We start from the raw sequence: 20,971 nt of genomic DNA, 5'->3' as shown, positions 1-20,971 counted from the left end.
CGCGGTGCTGAGGAGAGGAATTTTCACCCTGCTCTCTACTCCCTCCCCAGTCACCAATCCCCAATCCCCAGTCCCCAGTTCAACATTAAACACTTGTGGCAATATTACTCAGGGTGGTTTTCTGGGCATCTTATATATTACAAGTTATGTTAACCAATAAATCAGATGGGGCAGCCGCAAAAACCTATAGCCGCCGAACAGCAAATCCTCTCATTGGGGCGCGTCCTCCAGAGCCTCAGAGAAGAAGATGATGTTGACGTTCTGATTGAAACTACTATTTCTTATCTTAAGGAAGAGTTTGATTACAGACTGATTTGGATTGCTCTTTACGATCGCCTGAATCACATATTATTCGGCAAAGGCGGCATTACACCCGATCGGGACACGAGCTTTTTACACCAAAGGGTTGTTCTCAGTCCGGGGGATTTATTAGAGCAAGTGGTGATTGAGCAGCATCCCTTGGGGATAGCTGATTTGCAAACTGAAATCCGCGCCGCCGAATGGCGCAAAATTGCTGAAAAATTGCAGATCCGAGGAACAATTATTTTACCAATTCGCTATAAAGACCGTTGCTTGGGTTTGCTGTTACTCGGTTCAGATCGCTGGGGCTATCTACTGACAGGGGAAGCAAAAGCCCGTTTGATGATGGTTTTAGGTGAATTGGGGGCATTGCTTTATCAACATGAGATGCATAAGCAGCAAAAGCAAACCAAGCGAAGCGATGAGCCATTATTAGAATTGCTCGAAAATTTACGCACCCTCACAAACCTTAATCAAAGACTTGAAGCAGGGGTACAAGCAACTCATAAATTTATCTCCCCTAATCGGACAAATGTTTACTGGTTCGATCGAGAAGGGCGCTACTTTTGGTGTCGGATCAGCAATCAGCTTGTCAAAGGCGATCGCAATTCTAGCAATCAGCAAGCAGCGGGAATGACTGTACAGGACTTGAGCGACTTTTATTATGCTTTGGCAGTGAACCAAATTGTCTCAATTGGTGATGCCCGCAGTTCTTTAAAAAGCCATTTTACGGCAAAATTGCTGCAACGGCTGAAGGTGCGATCGCTCTTGGCTGCTCCGATTATCTGGCAAAAGAACTTGCTCGGTTTTCTAGCGGTGGAAAGCAATGAACCTCGAATCTGGACGGAGACGGACAAAAATTTTGTTCAGAGTGTAGCTAGTTTAATGTCCCTAGTTACACCAACTGAAAGTATGGAAAGCACTATCAAACAGATTCAAGAGGATGCCCAACTAACTGGTCAAGTTGCCCAGGGTATCTATAGCGAACACGATCTTCAGGAAACATTACACAACTGTGCTAAAAGAGTTTTAGCTCGACTAACAGCCACCCGTTTTTTGCTGTTGCAGTCCGATCCTGAGCAAAATAATTATCAATTTATTTACCAAAATCAGCCTCATAATCGCCGACCGTTGACATTTACCCTGAATCCTCTCAAAGAATTAGATGTACAGCTTTTGCAACGTTCAACTGAAGCGGTGGAGATTGAAAACTTAGATGAAGATTTACGCTTTTTTAACTGGCGGCCCTTTTTACTAGAAAGTGGAGTGCGATCGCTACTTATTTGTAAATGCACTCAAAGTCATATCCCAGGAGCACTTTTGCTCATCACTCACGAAACCCATCGTTCTTGGACAACCCTCGAAAAGGATTTACTGTGGGCTGTTAGTCAACAGATTGGGGTAATTGTTCGTCAGTGGCAATTGCACAACCGCACTACCCAGCAGCAAAAAACTTCCCAGGCTTTTGAGCAATGCCTCAACATCTTGACACAAACCCAGAATAGCAAAATCGAGGTCGAAAAAAACCATTTAGAACGAACAGCACTCGAACAAATAGCGTCGATTCTGGGTTGTCCCTTTGCGTTACTGCTATCCTGGTCGCCTGGTGAAAATTTGGCAGAAATTATCCCTGGAGTGATTGATAATAGTCAATTTGGGATTTTTTCAGATGCATCTATTCCTATCCAGTCGGAAGCCTTAATTCAATGGGCGCTGGTTACGGAGAATTACTTGACTTTGAAGGTAGATAATTTACCCCCAGAAACTCGAAAATGGTTGAATACTCCAGATAAAGGTCAAATTTTGGTGATGGCATTACGTACTAATGCTGATTATGAAATCACAGGTGTAGTATTGTTAGCAGACTATCAAGAGCGTCGCTGGTCACAACAAAATATTAATGCGATCGCAACTCTGATTTCTCAATTAGCTTGGTGGCGTCGTCAAAAGCAAATTAACCGACTTCTAGAATCCACAACAGAGGAATTACGACAACTCAACTGGTACAAGCATCGTCGTCTAGAGGAAATCCAAAGAATAACGGCGCTATCGCTGAAACAAATACATGATTTGGGCATTCCTGCCAATGAACTGACTCAAATGCGCTACCAACTATTGCTACGGCAATTAGACCACACAGCCACTTCTATGAGTGGAATGCTAAAACTTGAGAACTGGAAGCTACATATTAGTTGGGAAACTATGCCCATAGCCAGTTTACTAAAGCGATCGCTCGAACGCATCGAAAATTTACTTCATAAACAAAAGCTATGGATTGGTGTACATGGCTTGGGACAACCAATTGATGAGCAAGAATCACCAAAGAATTCTTCCTTAGTCAGAGGTGTTCCTAGTTCCAGCGCCAGCGCTCAATCCGCAATGGCGATCGCTGGTGATATTGTCAAAATTGAATTAGTTATCCATGAATTATTGGTTACTGCCTGTAACCATTCTCCAATCGGCGGTAGAATTGATATTTGGTGTCGCCGTTTAGATGCGTCAAAATCCTCAGAGGCAAAGCAATCTTCTGCAAGTGTAAGTGCTGAACATCAGACATCGCTGGAACTGTCGATTACATACAACGGTGCGATCGAATCACAGCTACTCACAGAACTACATCAAAATACACTCAAAGATGTGCTTGCTCCCTCCAAGCTCGACCAACCCCCAGCTTTACATCTGCTAATCTGCCAAAACCTCATGTTGGAACTAGGAGGAGAGTTAAATTTCTATCAACTACCAGATAATCGGGTAGTTAGCCGTTTGCTATTGCCGTTAGTTAGTCATGATTCTTAGTAGAGCTTTCTGTACGTTAATTATACCGGAGCCGCTATAACTACAAGCACTAACAATTTATCCTTCTCCCTGTCAAGGCTAATTAAACGGAAATATCAAATTATCTTGGCAACTATCTCAACTATTTTGTATATATTTACTGACTCTATAAAGAGTTGAACTTGTAGTTTTTGATAACTTGCATATCTACAAAAAAACGTGACATTCTTTAAAAAAATAGCTAACATATAAATTGACAAAATGCTGATTAGCATCATTTTCTATTTATAAAAAAAGAATTAGCCAGATAAAAATTGTCAAATTTTATATGAAATACATATAGTAATGGGATTCAAAAAATAATTAGCAATTATTAGTGCTTTTCCCAATATTTAACTAATGGTTAGATATCAATAGAATATTTCATGCCGAGAGTAAATAATTAAATAAAGATCATTTTTTACCTAGCTACTGGATTTAAATAACTTACTACACATCTCATCAAATTTTTATATCGATTTTGGTATGAAAATAGCACCTTTAGCCTACATTGTTTAGGTAATAAGATGGAATCAGCGCATCAAATCATAACTGTAAGCTTGTCGAACCTAAATTTACCACACAGAGAATTAGATGGATGGTACAGAAATATATGTACAGCCATTAAACGGATTAAATATAACCTGTTAAGCAGTAGCTTAACAGAAGACAAATGTCAAATTACTATGCATGGATAAATCTATCAATGAGTTTTAGATACTTCAAGCATTGCTTGATATTTCGTTCAATTCAAAGCCTGATTTTTTTGGCTCTAATATCAATTCCTAACTTGTGTAGTGCATCTGCTCAAACTACTCTTAAGGGGGGAATTGACTGGATTTTAGTAGTAGATACTTCTGCTTCCATGCGTGGTGTAGGTGGAACAAAAAATATTTTTGAACCAGTCAAGAATTCTATTACCGAATTTGTTAATACTGCTAGATTAGGCGATACAGTTACTATCTATACTTTTGACAAAGATGTAACTTTAAATGCAGACGATATCAAGATTACCAGTAATCCAGACAGAGGTAAACTAAAGCAAATAATTAACTCACTTCAGGCTGAGGGTGTGCGAACTCATACAGGTAAGGCTGTGCAAAAAGCACTGCAACATTCTGCCCTATTAAACAAACGTACTGATGCTCTTGGTCGGACTGTCAGTATAGTATTTCTGACAGATGGATTAGAAGATGTACGTGGTATTCCTAATCCTGTTCCTATTCCTAGCAATACCCAATTTCTACGTGAGCAACAATGTAAGCCCTACATATTTTTTGTATCTTTAGGATTAAAAGAACACGAAAAGCAACTGAATGACTTTGCTAGCAATCCAGCACTTTGTGGCAAGGGGCAAGTATTGCGAGATCCGGGAGGAGTTCAACTTAACAAGCTGGCTCAAAATATTCGACCAGCGCTTATTAAACCAAAACTTGATGTTAATTTACCCACTGCTAATTTGCAGCCAGTATCACCTGGAACAACTACTGAACCGCTCAATATTAATGGCATCAGTAATGTCAATGGTAAAGTAAGTTTGCAACTGGAAGACCCTCAGCAAAGCGGTATTCGTTTAATTTCACCCGATCGCACCATCGACTTAGTTGCGAATCAAGAAACAGCCATTCCTGTACGTTTACAGATACCAGCAGAGGCAAAAGGGGGCGCTAATAACTTGCGCTTGGTGCTGATAAGCGCAGATCAAGCGATCGCACCAATAAAAATTGACCTACCTGTAACCATTCAGTCAAAACTGCAAATACAACCGACAAAGCTAGATTTTGGCTCCATAGAAGCAGGTAAAACCACTGAAACCCAAACTTTGGTAGTTCGCACCAATATATCTGGAACAGCTAGCTTACAACAGCAAGGAAATTTCAAAGACGTTTCTATCGCAGAACCTTCATCAACCATATCCTTACAACCAGGAGAAACTACAATTCCTGTGCAGTTGCAGGTTAAGGATAGCAGCTTTGCAGGCGATCGCACTTTCAGTTTAGTCCTGAAGCCAGATAACTCAATTGCTAGCCCTGTCAGTACGGAAGCTCATCTCTATATTTTGATGCCACTGTGGCGGAAAATAGTTATTTGGTTGCTCTTAGTGCTGTTGGTGTTGTTAATTGCCCTGATAGTAATTTGTTTGATTCAACGCAAAACTCCCTTGGAATTAGTCGAAGATTTCCGCAACCGTAAACGCTTAGAAGGAGCGTTGGTAGTGCTAGAACCACTGCCACAATCATCGGAAGATGAAGAGATTAGTCTCACTCACCTACAGAAGGGTAGAGTCTGCCTGAGTGAATTGATACCAGCCATTGCTGCTACTAATTCTGATGCGGAGTTAGTCACAGTTTGGCGGTTAGGCAAAAAGAATATAGATGTGCGGTGTTTGAAAGGTGTAATTTTTGTCAATACTAAAAAGATAAATACAGATGAACTTTTCAACGAGGACATCATCGAGATTGACAACGTTAAGTTGCAATTTAACTGGATTGAACACCAAAGACCCTCTGAGCCAGGCAGTGGGCAGACAAACTCTTGAATAATATCACAGGAAAGTGAATGTTAAGTCCCACGGTTGTGCGTCCCACGGTTGTTTTTCGTCCTACCGTCGTTATCGGGCTAGGAGGAACGGGTTATGAAGTCGTACTTAAACTTAAAAAGCGATTCATAGATGTTTACGGCTCAGTTCCAGAAGTTATTCGTTTTATTTCTATTGATACTACTGAAAATATCCAAGAACGAGAAAAATCACCTGATGGCACCAAGGTTATCTTAGAGCCTAATGAACTTTATGCAATTTCTGTCGCAAATCCCCTACCGCTAACACGTAACGACCACATCGCTGAATGGTGGCCTAGGGATATTTCCGCAGCTAGCCTGATCAGTGGCGCTGGACAGATTCGGGCCCGGGGACGGCTCGCCTTGTTTGCGAAAGTAGGCGATATTGACGCTTTAATTGCTCAAGCAATCAATGCTGTCCGCGAAATTCGTACTAGTAAACAAGCATTTTCAGATAATTTTCAAGTTTCCAGTCGGGATGGTGTTGAAGTTTTTATTGTTGGCAGTTTGGCTGGTGGAACGGGGAGTGGCACATTTTTAGATACGGCTTTTTTAACACGAGAACATCTTAATAATTTCTCTAATATTACGGGCGTATTTGTTTTACCCAGAGTGTTTGCCAATATTCCCCAAACTCACTTGGTCAAGTCTAATGCTTATGGCGCTCTCAAAGAAATCGAACACTTTTGGGGATTGTCACCATCTAATAGCATTGAGATTGATTATGGGATCAGAAAAATCAAAGCCGATCGCCCTCCCTTTGATGCTGTATTTTTAATTGACGGGGTTAACAAAAATGGAACTGTAGTTGGTCGTCCAGACGATTTGCAAAATTTAGTTGCAGATGGCTTATACATCCAAATTGGTTCTCAAATCGGTCTAGATGCTGCTAACGTTGCTGATAATATTCGCGCTTATCTCGCAACTGGTGAAAAAGTTAGAGGGCGCAATATCAATTACTGTAGTTTTGGCTTTGCTACCCTGACTCTGCCAGTACAGCAATATGAGCGGATGAAATTAGAGGATGCTCAAAGCTTGCTGAAAAATGAGTTAATGGCATCTACCGCAACAATCGATTTAGAAAGCGACATCACCCGATTTTTAGAAGATTGCAAATTAGCAGAAGCGACTACTCTTCTGAATGCGTTGACTGAAAGCGATCGCGGCGGACAAATCAAACCCGAATTTAGAATTGGCGAAATCCGTCAGGATCGCACAGCTTTGCCGACAATCAAAGAACTCTACAAACGGCAGTTAGATCAGTTTGAACAACGGACGGCTCAAGAATTAGGATTGAGTTTTTATCGCTTAGAGCAGACTGCATCTGGTGCGATCGCAACTTTCTGGGAACGCGGTCTTAACCGTCCCAATGGGCTAGCTTATGTTTTAGAATTTTTGAGCAAACTTTCCCAAAAATTAGACGAATTACAGCAAAGTGTGCAGCGCAAATCGCAAGAGGCGCAATCCAGTTTCAATACTTTGAAATTAGAACCACAAGAAGAAAAGATTAAAGAAGTTGCGGAAACTTGGTTCCCAAATAAAAATACTATTCAAGCAGCTTGTCAGAGATACAAAGAACGGGCTGACCAAAAGTGGAAAACTTATTTACATTGGAAACGGTGTGATAAAGCGGCTGAACTCTATGGTGTACTGCGGGCGAAGGTAGAGCAAATTCAGGAAAAGTGTCAGCGTCTACACAGCAACTTAGATAAAGTTTATCGAGATATAGAACAGAGTTATCACGAGGTCAATCGTCAAGGAAGTAACGATAATCCTTTTATTCACACCATTCAGCGCATCAATATCCAATCGAAACGCCCCAAAGTTACTGGCGAAGATTTTATCCGTTGGCATCGAGAACAGTCTCAAACTTTAACGAATTGGTCTGATAAAAAAGCTGAAGATGTCAAGAATGAAATTCTGAAATTTGTCGATGAAGCTTACTATCCTCTCACCAGTATGACTGTTGAGCAGGTTTTGGCAGATAGCAATCCCGAAGATGCGGGGCAAGATTTGCAACAACTTGGTAAACTTGCAGTTCCTCTCTGGCAGTATGAAGTATCGGAAATTCCCATTCAACAGCAGCACTTAATCACAGAATTTTATTACTACGGAGTAGAGAGCAACAACACAATTTTTAGCGATCCACCTCTTTCTAATCGCTTGCCTAAAGGAAATAATAATCCTTCTTTCGTACCGACAGGCGAACCCCATAAGGTGATGCTGTTTCGGGTGGAAGTCGGTGTTCCCTTATTTGCCTTCAACGGCATGAGGGAACTGGAGTCAGCTTACCTAGATCCGAATAAAGTCTTCAAGCACTTACATCGCAATTGGACAAACTTAGCTAATTTAATTCCTCCAGAAGACGACGGTGGGGCGTTGCGTTGGTTTGCATTAGCGTTGGCACCCGATCCGTATAAATTAGTTGTCAATCAGAGTAAAAAATATTTCGTTTCTACAGAACAAGCGAAAAGATTAGAGGGCGGAGTTTTGCCTTTGGGAAGCGATCGCAAGTCAGCATTTAAAGCTTTCAAAAGTAACTTGCCTCTAGTTAAGGAAATTGCTGACAAAGTTGAGCGGATTACCCACGAAGACCAAGACAAAGCCAAATCTACTTTGCAAAACTACATCAATCACCTCAATCAGGTTTTAAAAGGAGGCAAGGTTGATGCCCAGATTCAAGAACAGGTAGAAATGGAAATCCAGGAAATTGAAGCTTACCTGGAAGATTTAGATGTGATTATTTAGCCCTATATTTTGCACTCTGAGAGGATCTTTGAAAAGTCCTCTTGTCGGTATCAAAAATTTTAGATCCCCCTAAATCCCCCTTAAAAAAGGGGGACTTTGATTCCGGTTCCCCCCTTTTTAAGGGGGGTTAGGGGGGATCTAAAGTGCCTAAAGTGCCTAAAGTGCCTAAAGTCACAGCGAAATACTTGTTCATTCAACCTCTGAGAGAGAGTGTCCCTATGCCAAAACCAACTATTTTACTTGCACTCGATCCTCACAGTGCCGCTTTTTGTACAGCCATTAAACGGCAACTGCAAAAATTTCCAGCCGATCAAACCTGTTTAATCCAAACTTATAACTTAACTTGGGATGGTCAAACTTTTGGCTTTAGTGGCGAGTTAGATCAGTTTGCTGACACGAGTTTTGATCTGGCTCAAACTCATAGTAAACAAGCTTATGTTTCCAAAATTCGTACCCAGTTTAGCGACGCGACAGGCGAACTGCAAACTGCACTGATTGAATTATTGAAAACGGCTAGTCAATCAAAAGAAGCGATCGCAGCGAAACGCCAAGGAATAGAAATCAGCAGCAGCCATCGAGTATATCTCATGCTATCAGCCAGCAATCAATTTGCTAGGGGAGTAGTTTTTGACATAGTACGCTTGATTCGTTGGCTATTTTCTAAGTACTTTACAGATATTCCTTACAGCTTAGAAGCTTTATTGCTATTGCCAGGGTTATTTACCCAAGCCACAACTGCTGATTACGGTGCTGCTTACTCCTTCCTGAAAGAGTTAGATTACAAAATGATCAGTGGCGTTGTGATTACAGGTAGTCAAAAAGTACCACCTTTTGATAACTGCTGGCTGATGGATGAGCGAATTGGGGGACTGAGTGATAATTTGCCTAGCTATGCTGATGCTTTGGCAGGTTTTCTCACAGTGGAACCGGAAACCAACGGCTTATTGCTTGGCGCCCAAAAAGTACGGGGTAAAATACCCGCCTATAGTTCATTTGGTTATGGAGAATTGTTTTTCGCAGGAGAAACAACTATTAACCGTTTGAGTGCTGCCTTTGCTGCCGATATTATCATGGAGCAGTTTTTACCGAAGGCAGAATTTACTCCCGAAGCAAGCCGCAAATGCTTATTAGATGCCAAAGGATTTGTCCTCAGCGAAGATTTCAGTAATGCTTTTCTCGGATTAGAACGAGACAACGGCAAACCAGTTTGGCAAGATTTTAATCCGCGCATTGATATTCAGGCTGGGATGGCGCGGGAATATGGGATGGAATTGCAGCGTGCTTATCGGCAATTTGAAAATAAAGAGCTGCTTTCCTATAAGCGCACGTTGGAAAAGTGTTGCAAACAACTACAAGGAAACTTAACCAGCTTCTTAGATCGCAGCATCAATCGCTATGTTGATGCTACACCTAGAGGCTTGCATGAAGCAGCTAGGCTATTAAACATATTGACCTTTTTGTATTTGGAACTGCAAACGGATGCCATTGGCGATCAATCGCAGAATCTGGTTACAGAACTGCGAACGGCTGAAGCATTTCTCGACTCCAGATTGCAGGTAACAATTGATAAAGAAGCCACTCAAAAGCTGCTCAACCAAGTTTTGTCCTTAAAATTGCGGCAGCAACAATTACAAGATGGTTTAGCTGAAAGAAAGTCTGAAGAACAACTGCAAGAGTTACAAACAACTCAGAAACAGCTAGAAACGGCAATTGCTGACTATCGTCAAGCGTTAAATGCCGAAATCGAACACGCTCGACAAATCCGCTTTATGGCGATCGCTCGCGCTCGTGAACAAGCTGAAGCTGCGATCGTTGTCGCTCAAAACCACTTAACGGCCATTGAAAATCAACTCGAAACAGCTACAGATAACTTAGATGAACTGCTAACGGAAGAAAACCGTTTTCGTTCACAGTATTTGCTCGTTTATCCTACCCTGGTTACTGGTGCTTTATTCGCCTTGCTGATTCTGACTGGAATTTTCAGTCAATCAACGCTATGGCTGTTATTGCAAAAGTTTTGGGCTAACTTAGTTACTTATCTGCTTTGGACTGCGGTAACAATTTTAACTTATTTAGGTACAGTTTGGCTCAAGTACAGCACTAATATTCGCGATCGCATTCAGAAGGTTCAGAAACAAATTAAACGCCTAGAAAGCTCTATTAAAGCAACCGCCGTAGAATTGCGTCGCAGCTATAACGAACAATTAAAGTTAGAGTACGATTTATACGCCCAAAATCTCCGTGTCGAGGCGTTAAATTATTTGATTAAAACAGCTAAACAAAGAACTGAAACCTTACGTCAAACTCTGTCTGATTTCTCTGAGATATACAATAATTTAGTTGCTCAACGCGATCAAGCTACCACGAAGTTCTCCGAAATTCGGCTTACAGTTCTGACTGATGCAGATATTGATGCTTATTACCAAAGTTTTCTTTCTACATTACCAACAGAAAAATTTACTCAAGAACAGGTTAGCCGTTCTCAGTCGTGGAAAATTTCTGCTGAAGAGTTTCAAAATCAACTTATGCCCTTTGCCCGTCAACAGTTCGAGCAATTGGGTAATTTGTCTATTGGCGAAGTATTAAAACAATCAGATTTAATTGCCGCCAATACTGCTAATCTACGTTTGAATCAACTTTTTGATAGCGCTAATTTATTGCTGCGACTTCAAGATATTGACGCTAACTTAAGCCCAACTTCTCAACGGGAGATTACCCTCTGGCTGGGAGCAAAAGATAAAGAACAAATTTTTGGGTTTTACAGTCGCTTGAGTCGTAATTTAACCGCCTTGGTAGCTGAAGATGATCAGAGGTTGTGTATTTTGACTCGTTCCTTGGGCTTTCCGGGTTATTTCCTCAGTCAAATTGAGTATTATCGAGACTGCTATGAACGTACTCAGGGCGAACAAATCGAGCCAGACGAAAACATTCCCGATTTAATCCCAGAAGAAATAGGTTCTGGTAGGGAATTAAAACTAGCTTATCAAACCCTGCTGTTAGCGATCGCTCTTGGGCTACTATCCCAGCATTCTCAAGGTGATTATCAATTTAACGGTCGGTCAATTGGTAAAAATCGAGAACAAATTACCTTAGCTTTAGCAACTGAGTTCACCTTTCAGGAACTCTATGGAGACTTACAAGAACGAATCGAAACTTATGAACGTGATTTTATTTACCATAAATTACAGGAATTAGGAACATCTGCTTCAGATTTAAATCATTACGAGGTTAAGCTTTTAGATCATCTCCTCTTAGAATATAATCCCCTGAATTAGATAAGCTGTCGCGTATTTAATTTGCACAACCAGAGCGGGCAAGATGCCATTGGTGTCAACTTAAGCTAAAACGCTTATCCCAGAGGCTTTTTCTCCTCCCCTTATGAAGGCTACAGTGTACACACAAGTCATCGAATTACCCAAAACAAAAGAAAACCTCACCCTGCCCTCTCCTTAATAAGGAGAGGGACAGAATTTTGCACAGCAAAATCAGGGTGAGGTATCTCCAGGGCTGCGCGATAAATCTGAAAACGCCGTCAACAACTACTTGTGTGTACACCGTAGTCTTACGAAGAAGAGGGACAGGTTTTGCATAGCAAAACCAGGGTGAGGTTTCTCAGAGGCTACAAGGCTGATTTAGTTGGTTTTCCAGGACAATTTTTTCTAATTCAAATGTTTGGACAGCCAAATATCTTCTGTACTACCCATGCATAACGTATTTAAACATGCAAATTAAGTCCGTAAAAACCCTTGATAAATTTGAGCTATTCTCAACTAAGCTTGGTATGGAATATAACAAGATAGTGAATATTTAAAGGAAATATCTTAATGGATAAGCCCAGTGGCGAAAATGATAAACTCCAATATCAAGTCATGACTCTAGAACGACCCAAAAAGCTCAAAATCTTGGTAGTTGACGATGAGCCAGATAATCTCGATTTGCTTTATCGGACATTTCGACGCGACTTTAATGTTCTGAAAGCTGATAGTGGGGTGAACGCCTTACAAGTTTTGGCAGCAGAAGGGGAAGTAGCGGTAATTATCTCCGATCAACGGATGCCAGAAATGAAAGGAACTGAGTTTCTCAGTAAGACTGTACCTCAGTTTCCCGATACAGTGAGGATAATTCTCACCGGATTTACTGATATTGAAGACTTAGTAGAAGCAATTAATGCAGGGCAAGTCTACAAATATATCACTAAGCCTTGGGATCCAGGGGAACTGAAGGCAGTAGTGCAAAGAGCAGCAGAAACCTACGACTTGCTCAAGCAACGTACAGAAGAATTACGTCGCGCTCATGCTCAAATGGCGCTGCTGAGTGTTTTGGTACAGGTAACTCAAGCAGCTTCTAGCTTAGAGGAAACTCTTACTCCAATCGCTAGGGCCGTGAGTGAGACTTTTGGGGCAGAAGGCTGTATCCTCCAGCTTACAGATGGAAAAAATCTGGTTGCAACTCAAGGAACTTACAGCGATACAGGTACAATAGAGAATTGGCTATCTCTAGATCCACTAACAACGGAAGCGATCGCCACTGAGCAAATGCAAGTTTCCTTAAATGTACTTAAAGACACTAAATTAGCTGATGCTACTCACTACCAAAATACGGGTGTGCAAGCACATTTAGTTATCCCAATTAGCTATCGTAATCAACTTTTGGGTGTATTGTCGCTACAGTGGAAACAACCATGCACTTTGCGGGAAGATGAATTAACGCTAATTAATTTATCAGCCGAACTGGTAGCGATCGCTCTTACTAGTAGTCACTCCCCTAAAATTACTGTGTAGTTGTCATTTGTCATTTGTCCCTTGTCCTTTATCCTTGACAAATGACCAATGACTAATTGACCAATGACTAACGAAATTCAGGCCATTTTTAACCGTATTGCTCCAGTTTATGACCAGTTGAACGATTGGTTAAGTTTGGGACAGCATCGAATCTGGAAGGAAATGGCAGTTAAATGGAGTGCAGCTAAATCGGGTGATACTGTATTAGATTTGTGCTGCGGTAGTGGTGATTTAGCCTTACGTTTAGCAAGGCGTGTGGGAGCAGCAGGACAGGTGTATGGAGTGGATTTTTCGTGCAACCTGCTAGAAACTGCTAGAGAACGTTCTCAAAGACAGTACCCCCAACCTGCGTTCGCCTGGGTAGAAGCCGATGTGCTAAATTTACCCTTTGAAGATAACCAATTTGATGCCGCCACAATGGGCTATGGCTTAAGAAATGTTAAAGATATTTCCCGCAGTCTCCAAGAGTTATACCGGGTTTTGAAGCCGGGTGCGAAAGCCGCAATTCTAGACTTTCATCGACCGAGCAATCCTCAGCTACGTGCCTTTCAGCAGTTTTATCTGAACGGTTTTGTGGTGCCAGTTGCGAATTATTTAGGGTTAAAAGAAGAATATGCTTACATTAGCCCTAGCTTAGACCGGTTTCCCATCGGGAAAGAGCAAATAGAGTTAGCGCGTCAAGTTGGTTTTGGTGTTGCCACACACTACCCCATTGCGAACGGTATGATGGGAGTGCTAGTGCTTAGTAAGTTAGGAGTTATTAGTTAAAAGTTATAAATTATGAGTAGTGATAAATTCTCATTGAAAATTTATCATTCCCAATTTCTAACTCCTAACTCCTAACTCTAAGCTCTAAACTCCTAACTTTTTTAATTCTTCCCTTGGACTGGTCTCATCTTTGGCTTTATGTGTCTCCCCCGGTACTGGGTGGAATTATTGGCTATTTCACAAATGATATAGCCATCAAAATGTTGTTCCGTCCTTACCGAGCAATTTACATTGCTGGACAAAGAGTACCCTTCACCCCTGGCTTGATTCCCCGCAACCAGGAACGTCTAGCTTTGAACATTTCCAAGACAATCATGGGGTCACTATTGACACCACAAGAATTGCAAAATCTCGCCCGGCGTTTGTTGCAAACAGAACGCGTGCAAGCAGCAATTCTCTGGTTGTTGCAACTGGCGATTGAACAAATCAAAACAGATAAAAACCAAAAAAGTGCCAAAATTGTCGCGGGAATTTTACGGGATTTGCTAGGCGAATCCTTACCACGGTTACTCAAGGTTTTAGCGCGACGTGAAGACTTTTTGGAAGCGCAGATCAATCAAATTTTTGACCAGATATTGCTGGAATTTCAATTGAGTGAAGAACAGGCTACAAGGCTTGCTGATTGGTTACTAGAAGTAGTTTTACCACCGGATTTGTTGCGCCAAACGATAGTTGATTTTTTAACCGATCGCACCATTCAAATTATTGATGAAGGCTTCCGCGAAAAAACCAGTGGGACTTATTGGGTTGTAGCAAATTTGTTTGGCTTACGTAATACTCTGACGCGGTTACGGACTTTTTGCTTGGATGAAAAGGAGGCTACAAATAGTCGCTTGCAGGAATTGACTCAAGATTTGCAGATCCGCGATCGCATCAGGAAATTACTGCAAAATTTATCATTACAAAACCTGCCAATGGGTACGGTACGCCAACTGCGAAAGACTACCCGCGAAAGTGTCCGTCATTACCTACAAAACAGTGGTAGCGATTTTTTACAAGGATTAACTGATTCTGTTGATTGGGAAAATATTGCTGTAGTCCTGCTGAATCGTCTTAGTACTTCACCTGTTGTCAGTACTTCTTTAGAAGTTATGAGTCAAGAGTTGGCTCTAATTTTAGATAAGTATTTGGAAAAAGATTTAGAAGTAATTGTGGCACAAGTAATTCCGATTTTATCGATAGATCAAGTGATAGTTGACCGCGTGAAATCAACTTCGCCGGCTGAATTAGAAGCTGCTATTGAAGGAATTGTCAAAAATGAATTGCAGGCCATTGTAACTTTAGGTGGTGTTTTGGGTTTTGTCATCGGGTTATTGCAGACAGTGTTTTTAATAGTCAGTCAATATTAAGTTTTTGTTTTTTCCGACAAAATCTGAGCAATTATAGTAGTAAGTTAGCTATGTTCTGAAGCGAGTAAAATATAGCGATCGCCGTTGATAAATCAAATTATTCGGAATTCATTCCTTAATTTTGAAGTCTTGTCAATTTACATCTGTAACAACTCACATCTATCTTAAGATACATAATCTACCAAATTATTCTATCGGTTGATGGAAGTCAAAAAGAATACGCTATTGTTAGTTTATGTAATAGCTGAGTCAACTACAAGCGGGAAATAAAACCATGAGTATCGAAAAAAGAATAGAAGCTACTGTAAAAAATATTGAAGGAAAAATTCAAGAGGTTGTGGGTGAAGTCACTGGTAATCCACAAGACAAAGCTGAAGGACAAGCAAAGCAAGCTGATGCTCAAGTTACTCACACTGTAGAAAACATCAAAGATGAAGTGAAGAAAGTTATAGACTAATTTTGCTTATACATTACAGAAAGCAATATTAGACATAATTTGTTCCTGATAGTTGAACATTAATTACTCCACTAACTTTGAGTTAGTGGAGTTTTTGCGTGTGTACAAAATAGATGCGTTAGTGTTTTCCTTTCAAGTCTGTTTAAAATGGTAAGATATCAAGAATTATTGGGAGGAATCAATCGTCATGACTTTTATTGTTGCGAAATGGACGATTGACGAATATCACCGCATCATTGATGCTGGCATTTTGAGCGATCGCAAAGTTGAACTACTTAAGGGGGAAATTGTCGAAATGTCGCCGGAAGGGGAACCCCATGCTTATTGTAGTGATGAATCTGGTGAGTATCTAGCAAAGTTGTTGGCTGAACGTGCCAAAATTCGTCATGCCAAGCCGATCACATTACCCAACGACTCGGAACCAGAACCAGATATTGCCATTGTCCAACGTTTAGGACGCGAGTATCGAGAGCATCATCCCTATCCAGAAAATATTTTTTGGTTGATTGAGTATGCTAACTCAAGTTTAGAAAAAGATTTAGAGAGAAAAAGCAAAATCTACGCAGAAGCAGGTATTTTAGAGTACTGGGTCGTAAATATCAAAAAGCTTCATTTAGTGGTGTTTCGAGAAATATTAGACGGAGAGTATGCGACAAAATTGACATTGACTGCGGGAACAATTCAACCGCTAGTATTTCCAGATATTTCTGTTGCGGTGGAACAGATTATTAATTGACTATATCACTTCCTTCACCTAACCATTATCTAAGAAGATAAATATGTGCTATGGCATCTACTACCTGCCCCATATTGTATTCCATTTATTTCTCCAATTTTGTGCTTGTTCTAATCATTCATAGATTGCTTTCAATAAAGCTTGATTTTTAGTTGCGGGTTTCATTTGTACATTAACTAATTCTTTGTCAATTTAACAGAATATTGTCACAAATACCTCTATCCAAATTCCCCAGGAGTGCAGTGCTAAGGAATTATTTGGGGTAATTTAATTATGGAGCATTTGAAATATCAGGTAACTAAAGGAACAGTGACAGAGATTAGAGATAGAACACTGCGGGTTCTTAAAGGTTGCGCGGTGGAGATGTTGATTATTGATGAAGCTGACCGCTTTAAGCCGAAAACTTTTGCCGAAGTGCGTGATATTTTTGACAGGTTGGGAATAGCAGTGATTTTGGCAGGAACTGACCGCTTACATGCAGCGATTAAGCGCGATGAGCAGGTTTACAACCGTTTTCGGTCTTGTCAATTATTTATTCAATATCTGTATACCACTCGTCAGGAAATTATACCAATTAAACTCTCCGAAATGTTAGAACTTCCGTAATATCAGTTAGCATAATTTGATTAGCTTTAGCTTGATTATTCATTCTAGCCATTTGGGGAGTTTGATTTTGCTGAATTCTACGGCTTGAATAAGCTTTATCGTAAAGAATATACCCAGCCAACTCCCACAAAGAGCGAACTATATCTGTAATCATAAAAATTTGCTTTTTGGCGACATCTCGATAGTTCGGGGAAATGACAGTGCAAAGGCTTCCTGTTTGTTGTGCTGACGCACAATTTTTCGCAATTGTAGTCATTGCTATCTGCCAATTTTCTAAAGCCATATTAGCTAAATCTTCAGATTTATTAGAATACTGCTGGGCAACCATCCCATAGTAAGGAATGTCTATAATAATGTAATCAGGATTAGTAATTGGGAAACTTTTTGTCAAGTCATGTTGAGTAATTAAATCTTTGTACTTACCGCGTGGAGTTAAATCAAACATTTTTAATTTAAAATCATAAATGTGCTGACCCATCCACTCTTTACGAGCTTCATACACCCGCCAAACCTGACCAGAACCAGCCATCGGAGCAATTACTAAATCCCCTGGCTTTACGTAGTACCAGAAGCAGTTTGCATAAATTTCACCAGGAATGTAACCCCTCTCTTCCCGCAAATTTTCATCAATCCGACCATATTGAACTGTGCTAAAGTTCCAGTTGTCAGAAGGCTTGATAATAGGGCTAAATAGTAGTTCTCTATCTTTTTTATTTTCATTCTGAATGGCCCGCAATATTCCGGTTGTTGATAAAGCTGTCTGCCTTTTAATGGCGGCTTCAGTCCTCAAATCAGTTATCACAGCCTCAAACACTTTTTGTGGAGTGCTTGCAAGTTTCTGGAATTTTGACAAATCATTTTTGGTAAAACTAAGGTTTGATGAGACGCTTTTAGAATCCTCGGAATCTAAATAAACTTTAACTGAGTTTTGATTCTGGTTTTTTATATCTCCTTCTCTGCTTTGATTTTTTTGGTTTAACATTTCTCCTACTCGACGTTCAATCCGAATCCGCAATTCAGTAGCGTCAAGCTGCACCTCTTTACTTAATCGGAATTTTTTAGAGATAGCTTCCAGGGCATTGAGTTTTTGCCAAACCTCCTGAGTTTCTTCTAGTGTTTTAGCTTGCCTCAGTAATTCCCTAGCCGTTTTCAGAAAATTGACGACAACTGTTTCTTGATTGCCACTAACAATGGTGGGGATAATAGCGAATTTGTTTTCAGACAAAGGATCTTTCATTGATTGTTTTCCTCCTGACTACTAACAAAAATAGTTAGGACGATAGAAGATGAAGCCAGGATCTCTGGCTGTTTTTTCGATATTTTAGACATGAAGTAAATTTTATCTTGGTGGAGAAGTTGTGCGCTGTCTTTGCGATTGAGATGTAGCTTGTTGTTCTTGCTGCTGCAATAACTCCTCAGTAGTAAGCTGAAAAGGCGATAAACGCATTCTGGCATTAACTACTGCTGAAGCACCAAATAGGTCAACAAGTGCTTCACCAGGCCCAAAATTCTTGGTCATTGAAATTTGAGCATCTGCGGCTTTCTCTAATGCTCTTTGCGCTTCACTGGCTCGGTTATGCCGATGAATAATGCGAGTGTTTAAATTATTCAAGATATCATCAGGTATTTGAGCAGCGCTCTGAACAGCAATAGTAAAGGCAATTTGTCGGCTTCTGCCTTTACGGACTCCTTCACTAAGCACATTCCCTATTGCAGAGGCAAACTGCTTACTACCATTGAAGAGGTCTTGAGCTTCATCAATATGGTGCAGCACTGGGAAAGTAATCTGGCGTTGCTCTTTGAGATCGTAAACTCGTTTAAGCATATAGTTGAGGAACAATCCATAGTCACGTCCTCCACCTACCTGTCCCACACGAATAACTAATGCTCTTCCAGGTTGTAATAGATCAGTAGGATCAAAGTATTGTGGTTGCTGAGGGGTTTGATCTTGACCCATTGCAGCTGCACTCGCACTGGCTATTCTGGGTCTAGTACCGTTAGGATTTGCTGTTGGACGGATTGGTAGTCCACCGTCAACCCAAGCTGGACGACGATTACGACGGGTCATTTTGTTGACCATAGCATTGTAAGTTCGCATGTCTATGCCCCCTCTTCTATGAGGAGGTGGCTGTCGTGCATTGGGGTTCTGGGAATCATAGCTAGTCACCCATCGGTAAAAGTCCCCTAGCGTCCAAATTACTGACTCGTTACCATTCTGATCTGCCTGTCGCTCGTCGTCAAATTCTTCTAATAAAGTCTCGAATTCTTCACGAGAGTTAGTTTCATTAGGAGGATAGTACATTACTGCTGCCAGAACTGCTGGATCGAACTCTGAGGCGGGAATAGCAATTGGAGTACCTTGAAAGGTAGTTGATTCCTCTCCCAAGTAGTAAAAATCAGCATCAACTCCTTCAATCCAGGTTGTGTCTTGGTCTATTTGACGATTCCCATTTAAAATGTCTATTGCATCTTGATTATGTCGATCAATATGCTGATAATCAGGCTTGTGATCGTAAATAATAACTGCAAAGCCCATTTGTAGTGCTGCGCGAATGTAATTTGCACAAGAATTGGTTTTTCCGCTCCCAGTTGCACCAGCAATTAAGCTTTGATAATAAAAAGTTCGTGCATTGACATAAATGCCAATATTTGTATCGATAATCTGTCCAATTCTATATCTTTCATCCGCAGGGGGCAAGTTTAAGTATCCGATGATCTCATCTTCTGTTGCTTGTCTTGCAATAGAGCCAATTTGAGGTCGCAGACGAACGCTACTTGGTGGGTCTTGGGTAATGTCTTTAATCAGGTTTACCTGATAAAAATAAACCTCTCGAACTACAACTTCACGAGCATAGTTATTCTGCTCTAGCTGCTCAAAAGCATTGATTGTCGCGTTATCTTGTGGCCCAAGTGCCGAGCGATTCAAGTTTGCTTGTGGCCCAACAACTTGTCCAAAATAGTTCCTGTGGCTTGCGCGATCTTCAACGATTACGAACTCGTTGGCTGATAACTCTGGCTCATTAAAGGTGTAGCCACAGATTAAACTTAAATCAGAATTAATTGTGTCGGGAATTTGAATTAGTGTCATCTGTAGTTACCCTCATTTGTAATATCTACTCCCATACGATAGTTATTGCGCTGAATCTCGCTAATAAAGGAGTGTTTTATTGCCTGGGAGTTGTTGCTTCCTCTGAGATGCCAATCAACTGTTTCGAGCAAAAGCGGGATTTCGTGGTTAATTGTTGGACTAGCATCTTGCCGCAATAAGCTTACTGCGTATGGCAAATCAGCTAGAGCGCATTCAAAGGCAAACGCTTTCTCCGCAGGACGATAGACTACCCTAACATACTGCCCAGACAATGAGCCAATCCAGTTATTAATGCTTCTGTTATCTTCAAACCGTTGTTGATATTGCTCTTGGATAGGACACAGGACAAATCCCTCTCCTCGCTCTAAACTCATTGCTGTCCATTTACTAATAGACCATGAACTCCCCAAATCTTTGATTACACCAATAAAACGCTTCCCTGTTTGCATCATCTCATTATAAATATCTCGTCCTGAACTTTGGGTAATCAAGTTTTGAGTAAAAACGGGCCCATCTAGCAACACAGTTTCTTGCTCACAGGAAATTGCGATCTCTCTTTCTTGATATTCCCGAAATGTGGTAGCCCAAGAGCCTTTAGTCTTACGAATTTTGTCCAATTCGTCACATAGACTAAACAAATCGCTATCATTTGCTGTAATTCTATCAGGTTCTATATACAGCACTTTGTGTAACGGTTTGGTACAGTAGTTGAGAAGATAAAAGTAAAAAATCAGATGAAACCCTACTCAGTAGACCTGCGGGAGA

The 20,971-nt window shown here is 40.8% G+C and carries 13 protein-coding genes; 10 read left to right on the top strand and 3 right to left on the bottom strand.

All coding sequences use genetic code 11. The annotated features are described in order from the left end of the window. The first annotated feature begins 165 nt into the window (after nucleotides 1-165). The 10 genes from V7K55_RS25380 to V7K55_RS25335 all read left to right on the top strand — a co-directional run bounded on the left by V7K55_RS25380 (nucleotide 166) and on the right by V7K55_RS25335 (nucleotide 17,118). Nucleotides 166-3,096, top strand: a complete 2,931-nt coding sequence (locus V7K55_RS25380) for a sensor histidine kinase (RefSeq protein ID WP_334835784.1) — start codon at nucleotides 166-168, stop codon at nucleotides 3,094-3,096. Nucleotides 3,097-3,787: 691 nt separating this feature from the next. After that, nucleotides 3,788-5,653 carry a vWA domain-containing protein gene (locus V7K55_RS25375; protein WP_334835782.1) on the top strand — a complete coding sequence of 622 codons (1,866 nt, stop codon included), beginning with the start codon at nucleotides 3,788-3,790 and terminating at the stop codon, nucleotides 5,651-5,653. Nucleotides 5,654-5,673: 20 nt separating this feature from the next. Next, nucleotides 5,674-8,421 carry a tubulin-like doman-containing protein gene (locus tag V7K55_RS25370; RefSeq protein ID WP_334835780.1) on the top strand — a complete coding sequence of 916 codons (2,748 nt, stop codon included), beginning with the start codon at nucleotides 5,674-5,676 and terminating at the stop codon, nucleotides 8,419-8,421. A 218-nt stretch (nucleotides 8,422-8,639) separates the two neighbouring features. After that, nucleotides 8,640-11,696 carry a hypothetical protein gene (locus V7K55_RS25365; protein ID WP_334835778.1) on the top strand — a complete coding sequence of 1,019 codons (3,057 nt, stop codon included), beginning with the start codon at nucleotides 8,640-8,642 and terminating at the stop codon, nucleotides 11,694-11,696. A gap of 549 nt (nucleotides 11,697-12,245) precedes the next feature. After that, nucleotides 12,246-13,202, top strand: a complete 957-nt coding sequence (locus V7K55_RS25360) for a response regulator (protein ID WP_334835776.1) — start codon at nucleotides 12,246-12,248, stop codon at nucleotides 13,200-13,202. A gap of 63 nt (nucleotides 13,203-13,265) precedes the next feature. Beyond that, complete coding sequence (gene ubiE, locus V7K55_RS25355) at nucleotides 13,266-13,970, top strand: bifunctional demethylmenaquinone methyltransferase/2-methoxy-6-polyprenyl-1,4-benzoquinol methylase UbiE (protein ID WP_334835774.1); 705 nt, start codon at nucleotides 13,266-13,268, stop codon at nucleotides 13,968-13,970. 113 nt (nucleotides 13,971-14,083) lie between these two features. Next, the gene (locus V7K55_RS25350) at nucleotides 14,084-15,319 is read left to right on the top strand and encodes a DUF445 domain-containing protein (RefSeq protein WP_334835772.1); all 1,236 of its coding nucleotides are present in this window, start codon (nucleotides 14,084-14,086) and stop codon (nucleotides 15,317-15,319) included. A gap of 274 nt (nucleotides 15,320-15,593) precedes the next feature. Next, nucleotides 15,594-15,776: a CsbD family protein gene (locus V7K55_RS25345; protein WP_334835770.1), complete on the top strand. Its 183-nt coding sequence runs from the start codon at nucleotides 15,594-15,596 to the stop codon at nucleotides 15,774-15,776. 187 nt (nucleotides 15,777-15,963) lie between these two features. After that, nucleotides 15,964-16,512, top strand: a complete 549-nt coding sequence (locus V7K55_RS25340; protein WP_334835768.1) for a Uma2 family endonuclease — start codon at nucleotides 15,964-15,966, stop codon at nucleotides 16,510-16,512. A gap of 273 nt (nucleotides 16,513-16,785) precedes the next feature. Next, nucleotides 16,786-17,118 (top strand): TniB family NTP-binding protein, encoded by a 333-nt coding sequence (locus tag V7K55_RS25335; protein WP_334835767.1) that lies wholly within the window; start codon nucleotides 16,786-16,788, stop codon nucleotides 17,116-17,118. On the opposite strand, the gene V7K55_RS25330 is transcribed toward V7K55_RS25335, so the two are convergent. From V7K55_RS25330 to V7K55_RS25320, 3 genes are all read right to left on the bottom strand, one after another. Further along, nucleotides 17,087-18,355: a hypothetical protein gene (locus tag V7K55_RS25330; protein ID WP_334835765.1), complete on the bottom strand. Its 1,269-nt coding sequence runs from the start codon at nucleotides 18,353-18,355 to the stop codon at nucleotides 17,087-17,089. The genes V7K55_RS25335 and V7K55_RS25330 overlap by 32 nt on opposite strands. A 102-nt stretch (nucleotides 18,356-18,457) precedes the next feature. Next, nucleotides 18,458-20,206 carry an ATP-binding protein gene (locus tag V7K55_RS25325; protein WP_334835763.1) on the bottom strand — a complete coding sequence of 583 codons (1,749 nt, stop codon included), beginning with the start codon at nucleotides 20,204-20,206 and terminating at the stop codon, nucleotides 18,458-18,460. Next, a complete protein-coding gene (locus V7K55_RS25320) occupies nucleotides 20,203-20,889 on the bottom strand; it encodes a hypothetical protein (RefSeq protein ID WP_334835760.1) in 687 nt (228 codons plus the stop codon). Before V7K55_RS25320 ends, V7K55_RS25325 begins: the two co-directional genes overlap by 4 nt. Nucleotides 20,890-20,971 lie beyond the last annotated feature (82 nt).

It is taken from the genome of Nostoc sp. (genome assembly GCF_036919895.1).
Taxonomy (GTDB): Bacteria; Cyanobacteriota; Cyanobacteriia; order Cyanobacteriales; family Nostocaceae; genus Nostoc.
The sequence above is the reverse complement of the archived record's forward strand: the minus strand, read 5'-3'. Positions and strand labels throughout refer to the sequence as shown.

Excerpts from the sequence above, each read along its gene's own strand:
- V7K55_RS25380 (WP_334835784.1), top strand. The coding sequence starts at position 166 with ATGGGGCAGCCGCAAAAACCTATAGCCGCCGAACAGCAAATCCTCTCA.
- V7K55_RS25375 (WP_334835782.1), top strand. The coding sequence starts at position 3,788 with ATGTCAAATTACTATGCATGGATAAATCTATCAATGAGTTTTAGATAC.
- V7K55_RS25370 (WP_334835780.1), top strand. The coding sequence starts at position 5,674 with ATGTTAAGTCCCACGGTTGTGCGTCCCACGGTTGTTTTTCGTCCTACC.
- V7K55_RS25365 (WP_334835778.1), top strand. The coding sequence starts at position 8,640 with ATGCCAAAACCAACTATTTTACTTGCACTCGATCCTCACAGTGCCGCT.
- V7K55_RS25360 (WP_334835776.1), top strand. The coding sequence starts at position 12,246 with ATGGATAAGCCCAGTGGCGAAAATGATAAACTCCAATATCAAGTCATG.
- ubiE (WP_334835774.1), top strand. The coding sequence starts at position 13,266 with ATGACTAACGAAATTCAGGCCATTTTTAACCGTATTGCTCCAGTTTAT.
- V7K55_RS25345 (WP_334835770.1), top strand. The coding sequence starts at position 15,594 with ATGAGTATCGAAAAAAGAATAGAAGCTACTGTAAAAAATATTGAAGGA.
- V7K55_RS25340 (WP_334835768.1), top strand. The coding sequence starts at position 15,964 with ATGACTTTTATTGTTGCGAAATGGACGATTGACGAATATCACCGCATC.
- V7K55_RS25335 (WP_334835767.1), top strand. The coding sequence starts at position 16,786 with ATGGAGCATTTGAAATATCAGGTAACTAAAGGAACAGTGACAGAGATT.
- V7K55_RS25330 (WP_334835765.1), bottom strand. The coding sequence starts at position 18,355 with ATGAAAGATCCTTTGTCTGAAAACAAATTCGCTATTATCCCCACCATT.
- V7K55_RS25325 (WP_334835763.1), bottom strand. The coding sequence starts at position 20,206 with ATGACACTAATTCAAATTCCCGACACAATTAATTCTGATTTAAGTTTA.